Source organism: Prevotella conceptionensis 9403948 (assembly GCF_000312305.1).
Lineage (GTDB): Bacteria > Bacteroidota > Bacteroidia > Bacteroidales > Bacteroidaceae > Prevotella > Prevotella conceptionensis.
Window position 1 is genome coordinate 105,934 of sequence record NZ_HE999452.1, and the last position, 19,442, is coordinate 125,375.

At 43.5% G+C, this 19,442-nt stretch carries 17 protein-coding genes; 15 read left to right on the forward strand and 2 right to left on the reverse strand.

What is annotated here, in order from left to right; genetic code table 11:
• The first annotated feature begins 6 nt into the window (after positions 1-6).
• The 15 genes from BN93_RS17045 to BN93_RS13625 all read left to right on the forward strand — a co-directional run bounded on the left by BN93_RS17045 (position 7) and on the right by BN93_RS13625 (position 17,782).
• A complete protein-coding gene (locus tag BN93_RS17045; protein WP_157462875.1) occupies positions 7-4,782 on the forward strand; it encodes a polymorphic toxin type 23 domain-containing protein in 4,776 nt (1,591 codons plus the stop codon).
• Between the two features lie 60 nt (positions 4,783-4,842).
• Positions 4,843-5,487 (forward strand): hypothetical protein, encoded by a 645-nt coding sequence (locus BN93_RS13565; RefSeq protein WP_157462877.1) that lies wholly within the window; start codon positions 4,843-4,845, stop codon positions 5,485-5,487.
• An 89-nt stretch (positions 5,488-5,576) separates the two neighbouring features.
• Positions 5,577-6,221: a hypothetical protein gene (locus tag BN93_RS13570; protein ID WP_198007530.1), complete on the forward strand. Its 645-nt coding sequence runs from the start codon at positions 5,577-5,579 to the stop codon at positions 6,219-6,221.
• Positions 6,222-6,561: 340 nt separating this feature from the next.
• Positions 6,562-7,248: a hypothetical protein gene (locus BN93_RS13575; RefSeq protein WP_157462879.1), complete on the forward strand. Its 687-nt coding sequence runs from the start codon at positions 6,562-6,564 to the stop codon at positions 7,246-7,248.
• A 257-nt stretch (positions 7,249-7,505) separates the two neighbouring features.
• On the forward strand, positions 7,506-7,880 hold the full coding sequence (locus BN93_RS13580; protein ID WP_044260866.1) for an Imm40 family immunity protein: 375 nt from the start codon (positions 7,506-7,508) through the stop codon (positions 7,878-7,880).
• 155 nt (positions 7,881-8,035) lie between these two features.
• Positions 8,036-8,224, forward strand: coding sequence for a hypothetical protein (locus BN93_RS18770; protein WP_232211188.1), 189 nt, complete (start codon positions 8,036-8,038; stop codon positions 8,222-8,224).
• Between the two features lie 597 nt (positions 8,225-8,821).
• A complete protein-coding gene (locus tag BN93_RS13590; protein WP_019188865.1) occupies positions 8,822-9,463 on the forward strand; it encodes an SH3 domain-containing protein in 642 nt (213 codons plus the stop codon).
• A gap of 1,364 nt (positions 9,464-10,827) precedes the next feature.
• Positions 10,828-11,472, forward strand: coding sequence for a hypothetical protein (locus BN93_RS13595; protein ID WP_157462881.1), 645 nt, complete (start codon positions 10,828-10,830; stop codon positions 11,470-11,472).
• Positions 11,473-11,561: 89 nt separating this feature from the next.
• On the forward strand, positions 11,562-12,206 hold the full coding sequence (locus BN93_RS13600) for a hypothetical protein (RefSeq protein WP_198007531.1): 645 nt from the start codon (positions 11,562-11,564) through the stop codon (positions 12,204-12,206).
• Positions 12,207-12,493: 287 nt separating this feature from the next.
• Complete coding sequence (locus BN93_RS13605; protein WP_019188869.1) at positions 12,494-13,021, forward strand: YceD family protein; 528 nt, start codon at positions 12,494-12,496, stop codon at positions 13,019-13,021.
• A 13-nt stretch (positions 13,022-13,034) separates the two neighbouring features.
• On the forward strand, positions 13,035-13,223 hold the full coding sequence (gene rpmF / locus BN93_RS17050; RefSeq protein ID WP_009231934.1) for a 50S ribosomal protein L32: 189 nt from the start codon (positions 13,035-13,037) through the stop codon (positions 13,221-13,223).
• Positions 13,223-14,245, forward strand: a complete 1,023-nt coding sequence (locus BN93_RS13610; RefSeq protein ID WP_009231933.1) for a beta-ketoacyl-ACP synthase III — start codon at positions 13,223-13,225, stop codon at positions 14,243-14,245. The genes rpmF and BN93_RS13610 overlap by 1 nt, the downstream gene beginning before the upstream one ends.
• 125 nt (positions 14,246-14,370) lie before the next feature.
• Positions 14,371-15,252: a GTPase Era gene (era, locus tag BN93_RS13615; RefSeq protein ID WP_009231932.1), complete on the forward strand. Its 882-nt coding sequence runs from the start codon at positions 14,371-14,373 to the stop codon at positions 15,250-15,252.
• A gap of 86 nt (positions 15,253-15,338) precedes the next feature.
• Positions 15,339-16,652: a ribosome biogenesis GTPase Der gene (der, locus tag BN93_RS13620; RefSeq protein ID WP_019188870.1), complete on the forward strand. Its 1,314-nt coding sequence runs from the start codon at positions 15,339-15,341 to the stop codon at positions 16,650-16,652.
• A 329-nt stretch (positions 16,653-16,981) separates the two neighbouring features.
• Positions 16,982-17,782: a PepSY-associated TM helix domain-containing protein gene (locus BN93_RS13625; protein WP_019188871.1), complete on the forward strand. Its 801-nt coding sequence runs from the start codon at positions 16,982-16,984 to the stop codon at positions 17,780-17,782.
• A 500-nt stretch (positions 17,783-18,282) separates the two neighbouring features.
• On the opposite strand, the gene BN93_RS13630 is transcribed toward BN93_RS13625, so the two are convergent.
• Positions 18,283-18,969, reverse strand: a complete 687-nt coding sequence (locus BN93_RS13630; protein ID WP_232211189.1) for a hypothetical protein — start codon at positions 18,967-18,969, stop codon at positions 18,283-18,285.
• Positions 18,970-19,045: 76 nt separating this feature from the next.
• Positions 19,046-19,309, reverse strand: coding sequence for a hypothetical protein (locus BN93_RS18775; RefSeq protein WP_232211190.1), 264 nt, complete (start codon positions 19,307-19,309; stop codon positions 19,046-19,048).
• Between the last annotated feature and the right edge of the window lie 133 nt (positions 19,310-19,442).

The following is a 19,442-nucleotide window of genomic DNA, read 5'->3' on the forward strand; positions in this document are numbered from 1 at the left end:
TGGAACGTGAAAGAAATCGGCATGGGGTTGAAGGCCGCAGATGCTGTGCCGCTTCTTGTTCCTTTCGACACAGACGGCAACGGAAAGGATGATGTGGTGTGTGTGGAACAAAGGCAAAAGGATGGCTATTACCCTTGTACCATCATAAAATATATGGATGGGGATAAACTGGACCATCGGGAGTATAAGTTGCGCCTACCACAAAACCCTGAGAAAATGTTTGTGGGTGATTACAACAACGATGGACTACAAGATTTGATTTTCCTTTACGCCAATGGCTATAAGATTTACTTCAATGCGGGTGGAAAACCCACGGATGAGAAATTTGTTGAAACAAAGACAGCCGAAGGAACAAACCTGCGCAACCGATGGCGCATTCAACAAGGCGATTTCGACGGAGATGGCCTTATCGACTTTGTGTACAACTGCGGCGACGGTGACTACCACCTTTGGGTGGCCTATAACGAGGGTGGTGGAACATTCCGCATTGGCAAGGGTGTAGACATGGGTTTCTCAGATCAGGGCACTACGAATGACGATGACAAGTTCGCGCTCCTGACATGGGACATGGACCGCGATGGACTAACAGACGTGATGGTGTGCAAGGCCAGATACAGGTACAGAGGATTTCCTAAATTCAAAACGGAATTCACCGCTACCGAAGTGCGGTGGTATCGCTCTACTGGGGATGGATTCGCTTTCAACAACGCCGCATCTAAAGGGAGAGAAGACGATGCTTTGGAGAACAAAATTTTCCTTGGCGACTTCGACGGTGACGGGCAAATGGAACTGGCAAACTACGGCAGTAAGCTAACCAGCGGAGACGATGGATTTAATGGAACAATACACGCTTACTTCAACTATGGTGAGAAAGCCAATGCCGGACGTGTGACAAAGGTGGAAGACGGAATGGGAACTTCTCATAGTATCTTGTATGCCTACGCCACAAACCCTATTGTGTATAAGCGCACCATCGCCAACCGTTACCCTGTTAACACCTATGCGCTGCCGATAGCAGTTGTACGATACGTGTATGCAAACGACGGAAGTGCGGGGCACTACTACACCGAATATGGCTACGAAGATTTGCGATTGCATATCGCGGGGAGAGGTATGCTTGGTTTCAACAAGATGGCAAGTACAAACACCTCACTAGGCATCAAGACTTCTACCGAGACAACCAAGTGGGATGAAACCAGGTGGCTACCCACAGAAACTAAGACTGTTGTGGAGCAAGGCGGTTGTGCAGCCACCACTTTGTCTACAACCACAATCGTCGGCCAGGATAAAGGTAATTACTTTGCCTATATTTCCAAGCAAGAGGCAACGGACATGGACGGAAACCGCACCATAACACGCTCGGCCTACGACAATGGGAAAGGCGTACCCGTGGAAGAGGTGGTTGAGAATGATGGCGACAACATGTACCGCAGGGTGACGTACGGCGGTTATGTGAAGAAACAGGCGCGATGGTTGCCCACAACCATGACCAAGACCCAAAAGCATAAGGACGACCCTTCGCCATTTAGCACAACAACCTCGTACAAGTATGATGATAATGGCAACATTCTCTCCACAACGGAGAATTACGGCACGGAAATGGCTTTGACAACCACCAACACCTACAACGCACAAGGCAACATCCTTACCACGGTTACCACGGGCAAAGGGGTGAAACCCATAACAAAGCACTTTGAGTATGACAACGATGGACGCCTTGTTGTTAAGACGTTCACCACGCCTGAGACTTCGGTGAACACCTTCGCCTACGATGAATGGGGAAACCTACTCACGCAAACGGATATAACAAACTCCGCAGAACCACTCACCACAACGCACACTTACGATGGATGGGGACAGGAAACGCAGGTTGTGGCAGCGGATGGGACAAAGACAAAAGTTGAACGCAGATGGACATCCCCATTCTCAACGGAACAATACGATATCGAGGTGGTTTCTGACGGTGCACCGACAGTGCTGACATGCTATGACCAGAAAGGGCGTGAACTCAGCAAAAAGTCGGTTGGGCCGAAAGGTGTAGATATCAATAACAAGACAACCTACAATACTAAAGGACTGGTTTCAAAGATTGAAAAGACTACTGGCAAACTTACAACGAAACAAGTTCTCACTTACGACGGTCGTGGACGACTTGTGAAAGAAGTGCTGAGCTCGGGTAAAACCACCAAATATACTTACGGCAACCGTACTGTAACCTCTACGATTGCTGAGACAGGCCAGAGCGTAACGAAGACTTTTGATGCGTGGGGCAATGTGGTTAAGGTGGAAGACCCGTCGGGCATCGTCACCTACAAATATGCTTCTGTAGGCAAACCTGCCAGTGTGACAGCACACGGCTCTACCGTATGTATGACCTACGATGCGGCCGGCAACCAAACCTCGCTTGCCGACCCCGATGCAGGGACTTCTACCTATACCTATGCTGCAGACGGAACGCTGCTTGCTCAAACAGATGGCAAGGGGACAAAGACCACTTACCAGTTTGATGAGCTGGGACGCCCCTTCCTCACCTGCATTGGAAAACAGCTGTTGGTAACCAACTATGGTGCGTACGTCAACGGCAGTCCACTTGTGCTAAGCAGAATTAACGATCGTTGTTCTGTTCAGTATCAATACGATAAGCTCGGCCGAATGGTTTCTGAGAAACGGGACATTAGGGGACACGAAAAGGCATACAAGTTTGAGTATACATATAACGACAAAAACCAACTGTCTCAGGTTATATATCCTGGTAATTTAGAGGTGAACTACCAGTATGATCTCAACGGGTTTAAGGATCAAGTTGAGGTAAATGGTGACATCGTTTATAAACAGGAGGACTATGATGGGCTTGTAAACCGCTTCTCGTTCTTGGGCAAGTTAGTTTCTACAAGTGTACGAGACAAAGATGGTTTTGAAACTAATCTGAAATTAACGAACGGCAATTCAACGCTTGAAGATTTTACTTCGGAATATGACAAGGCAACAGGCAATTTGTTGTCTCGCCGCAGAAACAACAGTTCCAAGGAAGAATTCGGTTACGACAACCTTGACCGTCTGATTTCGTATAAGCCAAGCCAAGGCGGAATGATGAAAATAGATTACGCCCCTAATGGTAATGTGCTATTTAAAACAGATGTGGGCAATTATAATTATGATGCAAATATAAGGCCGCATGCCGTTACCGAGGTGGACAATCCAATTGCGGCGATTCCTAGCGACCCGCTTACCACAACTTATAATGAGTATGGCAAAGTTGATATGATTACTGATTCTGTTAAAGGCTTATCAACACACTTCTTCTATGGGCCAGATCAAGAAAGATGGTGTTCTGCACAATATCGCGATGGTAATCTTGTGCGTTCCACCATCTATGCAGGCGATTACGAAGAAGTTTACGAGAATGGTGATACACGCGGATATTATTACCTCGATGGCAACGTAATTGTGATAAGGGATGGTTTGTTCAAGCCTTATCTTGCCTTTACCGATAACCTTGGCAGCATACTCTCTGTGTGCGATGAAGAAGGACGGAAAGTGTTCGATGCTTCTTACGATGCGTGGGGTAAACAAACCATTACGCAAAACGACATCGGGCTTTATCGGGGCTACACAGGTCATGAGATGCTCAACGAGTATGACATAATCAACATGAACGGTCGCCTGTACGATCCTGTTATCGGCCGTTTCTTCAGTCCCGACAACTATGTGCAGATGCCGTTCAATAGCCAAAACTTTAATCGTTACAGCTATTGCCTTAACAATCCGTTGAAGTATACCGACCCGAGCGGAGAATGGTTTGGCATAGACGACCTTATTGTTGCAGGTGCTGGTTTTGTTGTTGGTTACCTTGGCAATGCCATCAGCTCTCACAACTGGGGGTGGAGTTCCATAAAAAGTGGGCTTATCACAGCGGGAGCATCATGGTTAGGTTTTAATACAGCAGGACTAGCAACGGGCAGCATCACCTCTGCCACATGGAGGCAAGTTGGCAGCATTTGTTTGAATGGCATTGTAAACAAGGCATTCCCATCAGGCAATGTTCCCTTGAATGACCATTTGGGCCTTGCTTTCTCTCCTTCGTTTAGTTGGACGGAAGGCGGTCTGACGGCGGGCATGCTTGCCTCGCTTTCCTACACGGATGGAGATTTTAGTGCAAGTGTTAGCGGCGGTATAACCAACAATTATGTTGGCTGGAACGCAGAAGCTTCTTATGGCGGTTGGGGTGCAGGCTTTGGCAAAACCTATTATGGCGAACAAACCGTAAGAGGCAATGTGTTAGGCAAACAAATCGTAGGTGCAATAACTTTACTCGCGCCTGGCGACGTTTCTTTCCGACTGTATAACGACATGTTTGGACAGTCTGGCCATGATCGCTGGCGTACTAGTGCTGCGGAACTCACCATCGGAGATTTCAGTGTAGGCACGTATGTGACGACAAATGACGGTAAGGAAGAATCGGGTATCTATGGATATGATCCTAATATTGTCGACCCGTATCTTGGTGCTAATCCTGAAAGAGTCATCCATGTTAATGGTAGAGATCAAAAAGTTGGTGGTGGTTGGCCTAACGGGAAAGTCTATTCAGCACCTTTTTGGGTTGGAATCAAGTCGGGAAGCCAAATCTATCGATTTGGGGTAAGTGCGAGGATTGTACAGAGTCTCACACAAAATCTTGTTCATCGTTATCTTGTACCAACTCCTTACTTTATACCAGGTAAGGAGTTCTACAGAGGCTTGTATTCTTCTTTCGGGCATAATTCGCCATTAAGTCTTTGGTAGTGTGAAACCTGCCTTTTGGAGATTGTGTTGCAATCTCCAAAAGGCAATAAAATAATTTGTATGAAGATATTATTATTTTCCTTTGGATTTCTGGTGCTATGCTCATGTTGGTCGCCCTTTCCTAATGCCTATGAGCGTTCGATGCAGGTGGGTCGCTTTCGCCCTAACATTAACACTGGAATTGCTAAAAAAGTGAACATTAATGGATACTACGTCGTGACCCATAAGAGGGTGGGAACATTCGAGCCGTTTATTCTTTATTCTGATGGAACGTTTGGCAGTATCGTTTTTAAAAATAGAGACTCACTTTACGAGCAGAAAAAACAAGATACAGATTTGATGCAAGAAATTATAAGTTCAGAAAAAGGATTTTGTGGGGGAGGTGGATATTATGAAATTAAAGGAGACACATTGGAAGTTGATAAAGTATATCGTTATCAACTCCGCAAAGTGTTGGCGAAGAGTCGCTTTAAGATAATCGATAAAAATCACCTCCTTCTCTTTAGCGGAATGTGGGTTGTATCAAAGAAAGAAGACGTACCTGAACCTTATGATGTACTTTACGAATTTGTCCCTGCTAAGAATTTGCCACCCTCCACAAGCTTTGGCTGTAAGTTGAACAAGTATATGTGGGAGAACAAGGCCGACTGGAAAGCCTATAAGCAAAGAATGAAACAGCAAATGATAATAAAAAGAGGTAACTGATGTTGGAGATAATGTCATTAGGACAAGCTTTTCCTACCTGTGGCGTATCTTTCTTTTGGATATAAAATCGACATTAAATGTTTGGTTGTATGAAAATAGTATTCTACATAATAGGTTGTTTGTCATTCTCTTCTTGCTGGTATCCTTTCCCAAATGCATACGAGAGGTCGATGCAAGCAGGCAGATTTCATCCCGACATCAATACCCATATTGATGAAAGAGTAAATATTGATGGCTATTATGTAAGGGAAAAGAATATGCCAGGCAGTCCGCTAGAACCCTTTATTCTCTACACGGATGGGACGTACGGAGGCATATACTTCAAGGATGAAGATTCTACTTATGAACAAAAACGTCCGCATACCAGTCTGCTGAATGAAATATTGATTTCAAAGCGTGGTTTCAACGCACCTGGCGGATATTATAAGGTTAAGAATGACACGATAGAAGTAAACTTCTATTTGAGTTACATGCTTAGAATTTTTTTGATAAAGCGGCTCTTTAAGATTCTAGATAGAAACCACCTACTTTTCTTTCAACAAACATGGGTGATGCCGAAAGGCGATAACTTCATAACAGATCACGATGTTCTTTACCAATTTGTTCCCGCAGATAACCTTCCACCCTCTACAAACTTTGCTGGTAAACTGAGAAGGTATTTATGGGAGAACAAGAAAGATTGGAAAGCCTATAAAAGAAGAATGAAAGAAGTGAGAAAAGAAAACAGGCAGTAGCCGTTAATAAGACGTATGAAGAATTTATCTTGTATAACAGTATGCTTAGCGTTGTGTTCCTGTTAGAGCATTGGGTGGATTACACTGGTAAAGAAGATAAACCGAACGGACGTGACATCCTTTATCAGTTTGTCCCTGCCACCAACCTGCCCCCTCCACTAATTTTGGCTGTAAGTTGAATAAGTACATGTGGGAGAACAAGGCGGACTGGAAAGCATATAAGCAAAGAATGAAACAGCAAAGGAAGAAAAAGGGAAAGCGGTAACTAGGTTTGAATATAATGATATACTTCAAATTTAATTGCACGGCATTTTACTGGAAACAATTGGCTTATAAAACGATGAAAGCGATACTATTATCTATAGCGGTGATACTACTCATAGGCTGCGCATCGCTTCCAAAATACACAATACTTAATAAGCAGCATTCTATTTACTATACGCGGGAACAAACAAGCGAACTCAATAAACGGGTTTGCACACTTATCCGCAAAAGCAAAGAACGGAGATACTTTGACAGTATTTACGTGTACCATATCGCGATTTGCCAACTTACATCACAGCTTGGAGGAACTGCAAAGTCGCCATCCAACTTTATAAAAGAAGACTTTACAGACTCGGTATTCCTAAGTATATCCCGCCTAGGAAGAATGAAAGTTAAGGCCTTAGATCAAGGCAAAACCTTTCTCAGCACAGAGTCAATCGTGTTGAAAAAAGATAAGAGTTTAGGTGGTGTCGGTTGGATTCAATTCTTTTCCGCAGCTAGTTCTGGTGTGAAAACATTCCTTCCTGGAGATCTATCAGCGTTAGTTGCCATATTAGAAGACGATGACTTCATTGGTTTCTTTCAGGTTATAAATCTATACAACAAGGTGGGAAACGTCCTTTTCGCAGTGACACGCCAACGTAATGTTGTCGTTTTCACGTACGGAGCTGGATCATCTACCACAATAACGAAATGGAAATTAAAAGATTTTGGCGACAAATATCTTGGTTTGAGACCATTCCGAGATACGTTTGTCAAGTAACATGGACAAGTTTGAAGATGCTCCGATAGACAAATCACTTAAATGGTGACAAGCATACGTCAGCCCTTATTCTTTGGAATATTGACTTCTGCCCAATTGTAGTTGTATAACCTTTAATGTAAAGGTAAGGCATCCTATCGAGGCCTACATTCCTCTTTCGGACATAACTCGCCATTAAGTTTGGTAGTATTAAACAAGCCTTCCCTAAGATTGCAAACCGCAACCTTAGGAGAGGCTATAAAAGAAAAATAAAAGCAATGACAACTAAAGAATTAGCTGACCATTATCGAATTAAATATGTATCTTTGCAAGAATACGGAGTTTACTCTGTTGCATTTTTACCAGATGAGGCATTGAGAATGGTTAATATCCTGCGAGAAGAAGTTACTCCAATTTTGGGTGGCGATGTGTATATAAAGAAAAATGACCCTACAAGAGTCTACCCCACAGATGACGGGTGGTATTACGAGCGGAAGAGCGATGAACTAATAAAAGAGTATACTGATAATAGTTGTGACGAAGCCATTAAGTATATTCAGATTGTACTAGATAGTGTGACTAAGGGATGTTACGAGGAAGGCTCGGATGTGCTGTTTGATCTCGTGATACTTGATTTGAACAATCAATCTTAAATGGAATATTTGTAATAAAACTAACAAGATTAGAAGAGACTATTGTTAGTATTTTAAACCATCTTGATTTTTAGAAATACGTTTAACGTTTCGCCTATATGATATACTTCAAATTTCATTTCAAGCCATTTTGTCATGATGATGCTAGTAAACAAGTGAAAAGATCATTCCTAGGAAGGCTCTTCTCAAAGCTGTTTCATCGTCTCGAAGCCAATCCAGACTTTGAAGAATCTATTGATTTCGTGGCCGAATGGCTTATAGAATACGATGATGTAGAATTTCATCAAGCAGTTCGCGAAATGGGCTTCGACACGAATAAGAATCTCATTGTTAAGCTTGCCTGATGAGAGAAACTATGGTTATTGGTCGGATCTTGATTGCGATATAAATTTCTTTAAGAAATTTAATTATCAACCAATAAAGAAAGAAACGTTTGATTTTTTGTGGAACTCCACACGCCATGATAGGGAACTAAAGAAGTTTGTGCCTATTAATGATGTAAATGGACAATAATTAAATGACTACGCGTAAAAGCGAATGGCTTGTCAAAGGCTTCTGAAAACTCACGTGTTTGGTTAAACTAAAAAACAAACAGCAAATGGAAAACAAAGGATGCATCAGACGACCAACTCCCGAAGAGTTGCTCTTGGTTGGGAATTTAGCACAAAAGCTCAAGGATCTGTTTAAGTGGTGGGGTATACGCCGCGCCCCACTTCTTACCTTTCTTGCACGTAGTTGATAAAATCCACTGTCAACAGCCTTTGGTGCTCTTACGGAAAAATTAGACATCGAAAGTTTGAAAAAGTGCGTTTTTGCTTACAATGTTGTAGGTAACCTATGGGAGAGATTTGTTCTGCAACAAGTATTGCGGGCAATTTTGTACGTGAAGTTAAGGAACGTAATTTAACATAACAAATGTGTATCGACTAAACAAACTTAGAATGATGAGAAAGAACTTCGTCATATTCATGTTAGCAAGCATTTGCTTTCTTTATGCACATGCTCAACGTTCTTGTAAGGATTGCATACAAGTTCTTTATAAGGTGGTGGAGGGGGCACAGCTGGATAGTATTAGCATTGGGCACAGTTTTTATTCTGTGAAATCGCTCTATCAAGGCAAGGGCCATGAACTTGTTGTTGGAGCAATCGCAAAAGCCCGAGTGTTCAGTTACGGCAACCCGTTAGATTCTGTGGTGATGCTTGATTTGGGAGACAAAGCACTGTATTTTATGGTGAATACCGAACCTCCTCGCAACTTTAAATGCGCAGACATTAATTGTGTGTATGATGGCGAGGGACGTAATCTTCTAAACAAAGAAGACTATATGAGGTTTCCCGCAGTGATTAACGATCCTGATGGGTTTACATTCATTAGAGAAGGACCATCTACGACGTTTAAGGTAAAGGCAAAGATAGAAAAGGATAAAATCTTTTTCTATACCCCAATCTTAAGCTGTGATTGGTATAGAGTTTATCTTAGGGATGGAGGACCGTGCATAGGCTATATTCATCGCTCACGAATACTCCCATACGATAAGTGCCCTACAAAAATTAAAAGGAAAATGGAGAAACTTATGCTTTGATAAGCAAACATTAAAGACAAGTGGCAATGGAAAATAACGAACGCATCAGACGACCAACTCCCAGAATACACCAACTCACCAACTCACCACCCCCAAAGACCCATCAACTCAAAAACTTAAATTGTTATCTTTTATTTTACAAAGTTGCTCTAATTTTCACTCCGTTCTAGCGAAAATATGGGCCAAAAAGTAGGTAAATAGGCACTATTTCTGGTCTTTCACGCCTCTTGTTTTGTCTGTTTTTAAGAGCAAAGCCTGCATTTTGCACCATTTTGCCTTTCTATTTTGGTTGCCAGACCGTCATTTTTCAAGTCCAATAACCTGCTTTTAACCCCTAAAAACCCACTTTTTAACGACTATTTTGCCCTTTTCTACCATGTTTTTAATGGTTCTGTATGGTTTTATTTATACTATTCCTGCGGATATTTATGCTTTTCGTCTTGCGTTTAGCTGCATTTTACCTTGCATTTAGCACCAAAATACACTGCGTTTAGCACCAAAACGCACTGCATTTAGCATCAAAACGCACTGCATTTAGCACCAAAACGCACTGCGTTTTGCGGCATATTGCACTGCGTTTTGCCGCAAATTGCACTATATTTAGCAGCAAATAGCCCGAAATGTGGTACAAATGACGGTTTCTTGAAATAAATATTCATTTTACCACATTCACAAACTACCCCCCTTTTGCATCAAAAACAAACCTCTGCGAGAATCGATTTTTTGCGACAAGGTGAGCACGTGGTGGATAAAAAGGGCACTCATAATGTTAAAATGTGTGCTGAAAAATTGACAACGTATCGAGTTGACGAGTTGACAAGTCGGCGAGCGTGTTGGGCCGCGAGTTGGTGAATTTGTGAGTTGGAGGAGTTTATGAGCTTACGAGTTTTTGAGGTGACAATGCTTGTCGTCCACTTCGTACAAGTCATTTGGCTTAACCCTTTAACCCTAATCGTTCATTAGGGCCTGTGCAGATTTTGTGTATTGTTGAGCATCTTGTCTGTCTTATTATTGAAGGCGTGGCGAACAACGACAAGAGAATAAGGCGGTCAAGGTGCCGATAAGCCGACGAAAGACGACCGGAAAGCGATGGAAGTAACCAAAAATATTTGATAAGCGGCCTAAGGAGCCGATTGGGGGTTAACTCTGTCACCCCGCTTTGACGAGTTTGTGGGTTCATTCGTTTTCAAGGTATAACCACTTTTTGCCATAGGCAAGTGGGGCAGAATTTCGGATTTTATCGTATCTTTGTCGGGTACTTCGTACATGAGCAGGGTGTTTGTCTTGGTTTTGCATCCCAAAGATAATAAACTCCTCTCTATTCATAGAAAAATTAAAAGTCAAGACTACTTCAATATATGCGTATGAGAAATTTATTGGTTTTCTTTGGGCTTTTGGTGTTATACGCCTGTTGGTCGCCCTTTCCTAATGCCTATGAACGTTCGATGCAGTTGGGTCGCTTTCGCCCTAACATTAACACTGGAATTGCTAAAAAAGTGAACATTAATGGATACTACGTCGTGACCCATAAGAGGGTGGGAACATTCGAGCCGTTTATTCTTTATTCTGATGGAACGTTTGGCAATATCGTTTTTAAAAATAGAGACTCGCTTTACGAGCAGAAAAAACAAGATACAGATTTGATGCAAGAAATTATAAGTTCAGAAAAAGGATTTTGTGGGGGAGGTGGATATTATGAAATTAAAGGAGACACATTGGAAGTTGATAAAGTATATCGTTATCAACTCCGCAAAGTGTTGGCGAAAAAACGCTTTAAGATAATCGATAAAAATCACCTCCTTCTCTTTAGCGGAATGTGGGTTGTATCAAAGAAAGAAGACGTACCTGACCCTTATGATGTACTTTACGAATTTGTCCCTGCTAAGAATTTGCCACCCTCCACAAGCTTTGGCTGTAAGCTGAACAAGTATATGTGGGAGAACAAGGCCGACTGGAAAGCCTATAAGCAAAGAATGAAACAGCAAATGATAATAAAAAGAGGTAACTGATGTTGGAGATAATGTCATTAGGACGAGCTTTTCATACCTGTGGCGTATCTTTCTTTTGGATATAAAATCGACATTATATGTTTGGTTGTATGAAAATAATATTCTACATAATAGGTTGTTTGTCATTCTCTTCTTGCTGGTATCCTTTCCCAAATTCAAAGGAAAGGTCAATGCAAGCAGGCAGATTTCATCCCGATATCAATACCCATATTGATGAAAAGGTAAATATTGATGGCTACTATGTAAAAGCCATAGGGACGACAGGTAGCACATTAGAACCCTTTATACTCTATAAGGATGCGACATTTGGTGAGATATACTTTAAGAACAATGATTCTGTTCGGGAACAAAGACGGGCGAATACTGATTTAATGACTCAAATTCAACATTCAAAGCATGGATTCAATGGGTTTGGTGGCTATTATCGGATGAAAGGTGATACGATTGAAGTAGACCTTTACTGGAACTACATGCTTAGGGGAGTGCTTGTGAAAAGATTTTTTAAAGTTCTCGATAAAAATCATTTGCTTCTCTTTCAACAGATTTGGGTAAGTCCTGATGAGGCCGACGAGCCTGATGGCTGCCACATTCTTTATGACTTCATTCCTGCACACAATCTCCCACCATCATCAAGTTTCAGAAACAAGCAACGAAGGTATTTATGGGATAATAAGAAAGATTGGAAAGCCTATAAAAGAAAGATAAAAGAGATGAGAAAGGGGAATAAGGGGTAATGGTTAGTAAAGCATATACTTTATCAGTTGTTTTTTTGTGGTAATAGTAAACGCTGTATGAGGCTTATTCTGCACGGTTTGCTTGCGAACCTTTCGGCTGGTAGAACAGGGTGGTTGTGCTGAAAAAAGTGGGATGGGTGAAGAAAAACATGTTGTATTTCCCTTGGTTTGTTGGCTTAAAACCTCGCCCGCCCATTAACTCATAACTCAAAAACTAACCAACTTACACTAACTTTTTTGAGTTTCGTTATAACTTATCGGAAAATATTTGTAACTTTGCACACCAAATGTGTGACTTAGAAACCTTTAAGCTGGATGTCAAGGCGTTAAAGCAAGGCAAAACCCTGTTGGAGTACGTGCTTGACGATAGTTTCTTTGAGGCCATCGACGCCCCCGAAATTAGGAAAGGAAAGGTGAACGTTGAGCTGCAAGCTACAAGAAACGGCGACCTTTTTGAGCTGAACTTCAATATGGAAGGTTCGGTCAGCATACCTTGCGACCTCTGTCTTGACGACATGGAACAGCCCGTTAACACAAAAGAACGGCTGATAGTGAGGTTTGGAGAAGAATATTCAGAAGAAGACGAACTGGTTACGCTGGAAGAAGACCCTGGGGTAATCGACCTGTCGTGGTTCGTTTACGAGTTTATCGCACTTAACATACCCATCAAGCATGTGCACGCGCCTGGCAAATGCAACCCAGCAATGATAGACGTGCTGGACGCACATGCTGCCAACCGAAGTGGCGATGAGGATGAAGAAGAGGCGATTGACCCGCGCTGGATGAAACTGAAAGAAATAAAAAAACAATATTAAAGATTAAGACAAAATGGCACATCCTAAAAGAAGACAGTCCAAGACTCGTACACTTAAAAGAAGAACTCACGATAAAGCCGTAGCTCCCACACTGGCTCTATGCCCCAATTGTGGCGCTTATTACATTTATCATACGGTTTGCCCCACTTGCGGACAGTACAGAGGTAAGGTAGCTATCGTTAAGGAAGAGGTTGCTGAATAATGGATAAGATTAATGCGATAATCTCAGGCGTCGCCGGTTACGTGCCCGACTATGTCCTCAACAACGAGGAGCTGTCGCGCATTGTCGATACCAACGACGAATGGATTACTACGCGTACTGGTATCAAGGAGCGCCGCATCCTCACGGAAGAAGGGCTCGGTACTTCTTATCTGGCCCGTAAGGCCGCCAAACTTCTGATGAAGAAGACGGGCGTTGATCCCGACAGCATCGATGCGGTTATCGTTGCCACCACCACTCCCGACTACATCCACCCCTCCACAGCATCTATCGTGCTGGGTAAGCTGGGCTTGAAAAATGCTTTCGCATTCGACTTCTCGGCTGCCTGCTGCGGGTTTATGTACGCTTTTGATGTGGCTTGCAACATGATACAAAGCGGACGCCATAAGCGCATCATCGTTATCGGTGCCGATAAGATGTCGGCCATCACCGATTATAAGGATCGCGCTACCTGTCCGCTCTTTGGCGACGGGGCTGGTGCTGTGATGGTGGAAGGAACTACGGAAGAAAACGTGGGCTTGGTAGACTCGCTGTTCTTGGCCGACGGAAAGGGCTTGCCTTTCCTTCATGTTAAGGCCGGCGGTTCGGTTTGTCCGTCTTCGCAGTTCACCGTAGACCACCGCTTACACTACACTTATCAGGAAGGCCGCACCGTTTATCGCTATGCGGTTTCGGCAATGGGCGACGATTGTACCAAGCTGATTGAACGCAATGGACTAACACCCAACGATATTAACTACCTTGTGCCGCATCAGGCCAACCTCCGTATTATCGAGGCGGTGGGTAAACGTATCGGTGTGCAGCCCGAACAGGTGCTGGTAAACATCCAACGCTACGGAAACACCAGTGCGGCATGTATGCCCTTGGTGCTTTGGGATTTTGAAAAACAATTGAAGAAGGGCGACAACCTTATCTTTACTGGCTTTGGAGCTGGTTTCGTTCATGGCGCATCTTACTACAAGTGGGCCTACGACGGTGCCGAAATGGCCGAACAAGGAAAGTAAAAGCGGCACGTTTGCCCCAACTTTAATTGAATAATAACAAAGAAGACGCATCCTTAATTTCTTAAGATGCGTCTTTTTGAGCTTTATCCAAGCTCTAAACAAACACCTTTATCACAGCAACAAACATGCACAAAGCAGGATTTGTAAACATCGTTGGCAACCCCAATGTGGGCAAAAGCACGCTGATGAACCAGCTTGTGGGCGAGCGTATCTCCATAGCCACCTTCAAGGCGCAAACCACGCGGCACAGAATAATGGGCATTGTGAACACCCCTGAGATGCAAATCGTGTTCTCGGACACGCCCGGTGTGCTCAAACCCAACTACAAGTTGCAAGAGTCGATGCTGGCTTTCTCGGTGTCGGCACTTAGCGATGCAGACGTGTTGCTGTATGTTACCGACGTGGTGGAAGACCCAGAGAAGAATGCCGACTTCTTGGAGAAGGTGCGGGGCATGAAGATTCCCGTGTTGCTGCTCATCAATAAGATTGACGAGAGCGACCAAAAAACTCTCGGCGACATCGTGGAACGCTGGCACGCGCTGTTGCCCAAGGCCGAAATATTACCCATTTCGGCCAAAAACAAGTTCGGCACCGACCTCCTTCTGCGCCGAATACAAGAGCTGTTGCCCGAATCGCCGCCCTATTTCGACAAAGATCAGCTTACCGATAAGCCTGCGCGTTTCTTCGTCAGCGAGATAATTCGCGAGAAAATACTGCTCTACTACGATAAGGAAATACCCTATTCGGTGGAGGTTAAGGTAGAGCGATTTAAGGAAACAGAAAAGAAAATACACATCAACGCCGTTATCTACGTTGAGCGCGAAAGTCAAAAAGGCATCGTTATTGGGCATCAGGGCGTGGCGTTGAAGAAGGTTTCTTCGGAGGCACGAAAAACGTTGGAAAGGTTTTTCGACAAAGAGGTGTACCTCGAAACCTTCGTGAAAGTTGATAAAGACTGGCGAAGCTCGAAGAAAGAACTCGACAGTTTTGGCTATAACCCCGAATAAGACGTTTCTCGTGAGCCACGTGTAAGCCGAATTTGGCCGCGCATGTCACGCTAACACGCTTTTTCGACGATTAAGAATTTACATTTATGGCAAACTTAGTAGCTATCGTGGGACGTCCCAATGTGGGCAAGTCCACCTTATTTAATAGACTTACAAAAACCCGTAGCGCTATCGTGAGCGATACCGCTGGCACCACGCGCGACCGTCAATACGGCAAGTGCGACTGGGCTGGGCGCGAGTTCTCGGTTGTAGATACGGGCGGATGGGTGGTCAATTCGGACGACATCTTCGAAGATGCCATTCGCCGACAAGTGCTCGTGGCTACCGAAGAGGCCGACTTGGTGCTGTTCCTCGTAGACGTGAACACGGGCGTAACCGACCTCGATGAGGATGTGGCGCAGATACTCAGGCGTACCAAGGTGCCCGTGGTGTTGGTGGTGAACAAGGCCGACAACAACGAGCAGATTTACGAAGCCCCCGTGTTTTATTCGTTGGGTCTGGGCGACCCCTTCCCCATTAGCGCATCAACAGGTAGTGGAACGGGCGACTTGCTCGATGCTGTTGTTGAGCAACTAAAACCTGGCGACAACGATAATGTTGAAGACGGCATACCTCGTTTCGCCGTGGTGGGCAGGCCTAACGCAGGCAAAAGCAGCATCATCAACGCCTTTATAGGCGAGGACCGCAACATCGTTACCGAAATTGCAGGTACAACACGCGACAGCATTTATACGCGTTTCGATAAGTTTGGCTTCGACTTCTACCTTGTAGATACGGCCGGAATACGCCGAAAAAACAAGGTAACCGAAGATTTGGAGTTTTATAGCGTAATGCGTTCGATACGTGCCATCGAGCATAGCGACGTTTGTATTCTGATGATTGATGCCACGCGCGGCATCGAATCGCAGGACATGAACATCTTCCAGCTTATTCAGAAAAACCAAAAGTCGCTTGTTGTGGTGGTTAACAAGTGGGATTTGGTGCCAGATAAAGACCAAAAGGTGATAAAGACTTTCGAGAATGCCATTCGCGAACGCATGGCTCCCTTTGTGGATTTCCCCATCATTTTCGCCTCGGCGCTTACCAAGCAGCGCATCTTTAAGGTGCTAGAGACGGCCAAACAGGTATATCTTAACCGCAAGGCACGCGTGGGAACGTCGAAACTTAACGAAGTGATGCTTCCCCTTATCGAGGCTTATCCGCCCCCATCCACTAAGGGTAAGTACATCAAAATTAAGTATTGCACGCAGTTGCCCAACACGCAGATACCCTCGTTTGTGTTCTACGCCAACCTGCCACAGTACGTAAAGGAGAACTATCGCCGCTTTTTGGAAAACAAGATACGCGAAAATTGGAACATGCACGGCTGCCCAATTAACGTGTTTATCAGACAAAAATAAGGTGTTGGGGATACGGCTTAGGCTTGTATCCCCAACTTGTGTTATGCTTTGGCCATGCCGTTTGCCGTTGTTTCTCGCGCACAAGGCAGCAGGGCATTGCATAAAACTCCGTTATATCCCAACAACATAACTTGCTTATTACCTTAAACCAACTCCCAGCAAAGGCCAAGCCCGATACGGTTTTGCTTTTTCCGAGCTAGGTTTCATCAACAACTAAGCCCTGTTAGCTGGCAGAAAACTTCTGTCTGCAATTAAACTTTTGGGCCTGTTTCTAGTCTATTATGAAGGTGTTTAAATACACGCAAATATAAATAATGACCATTTAGTATATGAGAAAAATTTGTTTGAAAATCCACAAGTGGCTAGCGTTGCCCCTTGGAGTGTTTATGGCAATTCTATGTTTCACGGGCTTTCTGCTACTGGTGATAAAAGATATTTCCCCACTTTTGGGCATGGAAGAGGGCGTTGAACCTTTCTATAAGGCCGTTAAGCAGTTGCATCGCTGGCTCTTTATGGTGCCAAACAATCCCCACGGCGGACTTTCGGTTGGCCGAGTAATTATGGCCGTATCGTCTATGTGCATGGCGCTTGTGTTGTTAACGGGCGTTGTTGTTTGGTGGCCCAAGAGCAAAAAGATGCTGAAAAGCCGTTTAAAGGTGAGCACTAACAAAGGCTTTCGCCGATTTGTGTATGATACGCACGTGTCCTTAGGCATCTATGCCTTTGTGTTTCTGTTCCTCATGGCCATTACGGGTCCTGTGTTTTCGTTCGGTTGGTACAGGCAAGGCATGTCGAAACTCTTCGGACAGAACGCCGAGAAGATGGAAACGAAGATGCCAAAAGGGGATGGAAAGCAGGCTGCAACAAAGCAAAATGCCTTTGCTCACGATAATACAGACCGCGTGAAGGAGCACGCACAGCGACAAGAGGGTGGGGCTCCCGAAACAAAAAAAGACGGTAGCGGCAAGAAACCTGGTGGTAAAAAGCTTTTCAAGTCGTTGCACACAGGCAAATGGGCTGGTTGGTTTTCACGGGTTCTTTATGCGATTGCCGCACTCGTTGGCGGTTTCCTGCCTATCAGTGGCTACTATTTGTGGTGGAAGAAAAGGCAAGGAAAGCGCACTAAGTGATAAGAATGATGCGGCGGATGTGCGTTCTGTTGATAGAATCATCCTTATAAAGCACCAGCTCTAACGGATGTGAGGGGGTAATGGGCAATGTCAAAATCTCCCGATCTGCGACCAGTAAGCAACAAGTTACTGGCAGAAAAGAAAAAGAACGTAGTGGTCTTTTGTGCGCATCGCCTTTCAAATGCTTACTTTTGCATTCGTAATGTACAAGGGGGGTAGAAGTTTTTAATCCTGTGTTACCTTTCATTTCTATTATTGTCCGCTAAAACTTTTATATCCATTCCGCATGCTATAAAGTTTTAGCGGACACCTATATTATAGAATTAAGCTTCGTGGGGAAGTGTTATGTTTAAATCAAAATAGGCCATTAGTGGTTATCTTTCAAGCTCTCTATTCTAACCTGTTTTGTTAAAATCGGGTATAGATATTTTGTAAAACATATCTTCTTCAGCCAATCCTTAGATATGCACCAAAATGAAGAATGAGCTTGCAGTTGGCCATCATGAAGTCACAATAGCCGTTCTATTCTTCATATAGTCGTCTAATTTATACTTCTCCATTTCAACAATTCTGTAAATAAACACTTCATTGTTGATTACATATAAAATGGTATTCATGCCTTCTAATTCTGGGCAGAACAACAGATACTTCGGACGTTTACGCATTATTTTCCTAAAAACTTTTGGTGCATTCCTTCCAAGACGTCTTGAAAAAGTTCTATAACGAGAATCTAAACCACTATATTCTCCATCATCACAATATACGTATAAACGTCCTTTACATCTTTTGTCGAAATAAAAAAGATTAAAGGCCAACCTGCTCGTATCTACTTGCAATGTCTGTTTATCTTTTAGTTTTAAATTCAAAACGTAGAGAGGCGTTCCTGCTCTCACTTCATTTGCAATTTTTTTAACTTCTTGATCATTCCAAGTTTTATCGTCTTTGAAATATCTTAAGTATATACTGTCGGCTATATGCTGCTTTTGAACAACATCTGAGCTGTCAACACCCGAGCTACATATATCCACAAATGATTTGAATGTTTCTTCATGTTCTTTTTCTAACGATTTAGAATAAGACAAGACGATATTATCAATGAAAGAAGTGGAATCGAGCGCGCTGTAAGCACGTTCGATCTGTTCAATTAATGTCTGAGCATTTGAAATGCAGAAAATCAGACTGTTCATGATGAAAATCAAATATACCCTTTTCATATTTACTTTAATCCATTTAGTATATAAAGCCACCAGCTTTTATCAAGCATCAATGACTAAAGAACGGAATGTACTCATACTCTGTTTTGCGTCTGAACCAGATAAGCAATGGCTTGCCATCCTCTCCGATAATTGTTGGGGTATCTATCAATACACAAAATCCCTTCTTCCTTGCCTGTTTCCCCCTAAAATGCCAACGCAGCCTTATCGCTCCGCTTGTCTTTATGCCCTGCACGATTGCAGTAGAGTCTAGCTTTGTTATGTCTTGTTTGTGAACCATATCTAGACGTTCTATCATTGTGGGAGTCATCATGTGCCCCTCGTTATCCGTAAAGCGAATGCTTTGTGGATAAATCGTACATGGCTGGTTCATATAAAGCGTTGCTGCCACTATCAACTTTGATTCTTCTTTTGCCCAAAACTGAAGGCATGTGGGGAAAGCAAAG